Below are 3417 nucleotides of genomic sequence, written 5' to 3'. Positions count from 1 at the left end.
TTGGCGGTGGCGCGCGCGATGTGCGCGTGGCGATCACGGTGCAGGGCGGGAACGATGCGCCGCAAGCGCTGGCGGCGTCGAGCCGGCAGGTGGCGCGGGCGGTGCGGGCGGCTTTGATGGAGTGAGGGGCTGCATTGGCGGTGGCGATGTTGGGAGAGCGGATTGGAGCGGCGGTTCTTTTTGACTGCCCCTCTCCCCGGCCAGCATCAGGTGAACCGTGCCCCGCACGGTTCAGGTCATCCCGGGGGGATGACCGACCTGATGCTCCCCTGAAGGGGAGAGGAAGAAGATGGCATATTGGTTGGCGAGCGAGCGCACGGTTCAGGTCGAGGGCGTGGTGTCGCGGTTTGATCCGCGGTTCTGGACGGTCAATTTTCCGCGGCCGATGATGGCGGGGGTGACGACCAGCGCGGGAGATGCGCTGCGCGTTGATGCCGTCTTCTATACGTCTGGGGATCTGGCCGGGCTGATCTGGGAGGCGGAGGACCGCTTCGATCATCCGTTGCTGCGCTATGAGACGGCGCGCGATTTTCGCGGGTGTCGGCTCGGGTTTCGCTGGCGCTCGGCGGGGGTTTTGCCGCTCGATGCGGTCAATGGCCCGGTGCTGACGATCGAGGGGCGCGACGCCGCAGGCGCAGCGCGCGCCTGGTATGTGCGGTTGTGGAATTATGCGACGGGGTTGCCCGAGGATGCGACGGTGTCGCTCGACTTTGCGAGCGTGGCGGGCGGGTTCGTGCTGCCCGATGAGGCCGATCCGGTGTGGGCGGGCGATGTCGACCGGATGTTCGTGTCGCTGGTGCCGCCGGGTTTCGATGGCGGGAATGCGCCGCTGGCGGCCCCGGTCGAGGCGTGGGTCGAGCTGACGCAGATCGTGTGCGACGGGCCGGGGGCGGTGCTGGCGATTGGCGATGTGGTGGTGCCTGAGCACAGCCTTCAGATCGCGAGCGGCTATGACGACAGTTACAACCTTACGCCCGCGCGTGCTGCGCAACGCGCTGTTGCTCGGCTATCGCGGGAGCATCGTCCACTATCTGGGGATGAGCCATTATCTGCGGCTCGAAGCCAATTCGGGCGGCTTTTATGCGAGCCTTGCGGGTGGGGCGCTCAATGCGGCTGCGGCGGCGTGGCAGCGCGACTTTGCCGAGCGGGCGAAGGCGCTGGGCTATGACGTGATCTGGTCGCTCAGCTACGAACTGTTCGACGCGCATTGCTGGGGCGACTGGAAGCAGCGGGCGTGGGATGGCAGCCCGGCGCTGACCGGGTGGGCGCCGCCATCGACCTTGCTGTCGCCCGCGCATGACGGGGCGATGGGCTATTTGCGCGCGGTCGCGGTGGCGATGATCGAGATTGCGGTGGCCGCGGGACTTGCGCCCAAATTCCAGGTGGGTGAGCCGTGGTGGTGGATCATGCCCGATGGGCGGCCCTGCCTGTATGACGCTGCAGCGCGGCAGCATTTCGGGGCGGGTGCGGTCGAGATTGCGCGCGTCCAGGCGGTGAGCACTGCTGCCGAGCGGGCCCTGCTCGATGCAGCGGGGGCGCTGCTGGCGGCCTCGACCGCGGCTTTGGTCGCTGCGGTGCGCGCGGTGGCGCCGACGGTCGAGACGCATGTGCTGGTCTATTTGCCGACGGTGCTGGCGGGCGATGCGCCCGAGGTGCAGCGCGCCAATGTGCCGGTCGGCTGGGCGCATCCCGCCTTCGACGTGCTGCAACTGGAAGATTATGATTTCGTCGTGGCGGGCAATGTCGCGGGCACCGCGCGTGCGGTGGACGCCGCCACCGCCCGGCTTGGCTATGCGGTCGCGGATACGCACTATTTTTCGGGGTTCGTGCTGCGGCCCGATCAGACGGCGCAGTGGCGCGAGATCGAGGCTGCGGCGCTGGCGGCGCAAGCGCGCGGTGTGGCGGCGGCGTTCGTCTGGGCGCTGCCGCAATTGCTGCGCGACGGGTTCGTTCATTTCCAAGAGGCGGAGGATGCGGTGCAGGCTTTCGACGATGTGCTGTTCCCGCTCGCACTGGGGCGCGAGGCCGAGGTCAGCCCGGAATTCTCGACCGCGATCGTCACCAGCGCGGGCGGGCATGAGGCGCGCAATGCAAGCTGGGCGGAGGCGCGGACGCGCTACGATGTCGGGCCGGGGGTGCGATCCGAAGCCGATATCGCGACCTTGCTCGGCTTCTTTCGCGCGCGGATGGGGCCGGCGCGCGGGTTCCGGTTGCGCGACCCGTTCGATGCCAGTTCGGGGACCGCGACGCCGGGCGCGCGCGACCAGGTGCTGGGGACGGGCGATGGCGTCACGGTGCGCTTCGCGTTGGTCAAGCGCTATGGCGACGCGGTGCGGCGGATCACGCGGCCCGTTGGAGGGAGCGTGCGCGTCGGGGTCGGCGGGGTCGAGACGGCGGCCTTCTCGGTTGTCGCGGGCGGCTATGTCGAGCTCGATGGTGCGCCGGCCACGGGCGTGGCGGTGACCGCGGGTTTCCTGTTCGATGTGCCGGTACGGTTCGCCGAGGACCGGTTGAGCGTCAACCGCGCAACCTTCCTGGCAGGCGCGGCGACGGCGGTGCCGCTGATCGAAGTGCGCGAGGATTTGGCATGAGCTTCCTCGAAGGTACGCTCACCACGATCGCCCTGTGCTGGCGGATCGAGCGGCGCGACGGGGGTGACGATCGGGCTGACTGACCATGATCGCGATTTGGTCATCAGCGGGCTGGCACATCGCGCCGCGCCGGGAATGACGCCGTCGGCGATCAAGCGCAGCGCCGGACTCGAGGCCGATACGATGGACATTACCGGTGCGCTGACCAGCGCGGCGATTGCCGAAGGTGATCTGTTGGCGGGGCGTTGGGATGGGCGCGGGTGGCGTTGTTCGCGGTTGACTGGACCGGCAGCGGCGCGACGCAAGTGGCGCTGGGCGAAGGGACGATCGGCGCGGTTGAGACCGATCGCGGGGCCTTTACCGCCGAATTGCGCGGGGTGAGTGCGGCGCTCGAGCGGCCCGTGGTCGAGGCGACCTCGCCCGAATGCCGGGCCGAGCTGGGCGACAAACGCTGCCGCGTGGCGATGGCGGGGCGGCGGCGGATAGTGCGGGTGACGGGCGCGGCGGGGCAGGTGGTGACGGTGGATGCGGTCGAGCCTAGCGACAATGGCTATGGCGCGGGGCTGCTGCGCTGGATCGGCGGGGCGAATGGCGGGCTTGAGAGCGCGATCGCGCGATCTGCGGGGTGGACGGTGACGCTGCGGAGCGCACCCGCGCTGCCGGTGGTGGCGGGCGATTTGGTGGAGTTGATCGAGGGGTGCGATAAGAGCCTGGCGACGTGCGCCGCCCGGTTTACCAATGCGGTGAATTTCGCGGCGAGCCGTATCTGCCGGGGATCGACCTGCTCACCCGTTATCCGGGCGCATGAGCGCGGCCGAACGCGCCA

Annotated in this window: 3 pseudogenes; all 3 read left to right on the top strand. The window is 69.2% G+C overall.

What is annotated here, in order from left to right:
• Positions 1-125 (top strand): annotated as a pseudogene (locus tag NW75_RS21290) (tail tape measure protein); the annotation flags it as partial.
• A 164-nt stretch (positions 126-289) separates the two neighbouring features.
• Positions 290-2591, top strand: a pseudogene (locus NW75_RS21285) (DUF2460 domain-containing protein).
• Positions 2588-3399 (top strand): annotated as a pseudogene (locus NW75_RS21280) (DUF2163 domain-containing protein). Before NW75_RS21285 ends, NW75_RS21280 begins: the two co-directional pseudogenes overlap by 4 nt.
• The last annotated feature ends 18 nt before the right edge of the window (positions 3400-3417 follow it).

It is taken from the genome of Sphingomonas sp. Ant H11 (assembly GCF_000797515.1).
In the GTDB taxonomy this organism is placed as follows: Bacteria; Pseudomonadota; Alphaproteobacteria; order Sphingomonadales; family Sphingomonadaceae; genus Sphingomonas.
The sequence above is the reverse complement of the archived record's forward strand: the minus strand, read 5'-3'. Positions and strand labels throughout refer to the sequence as shown.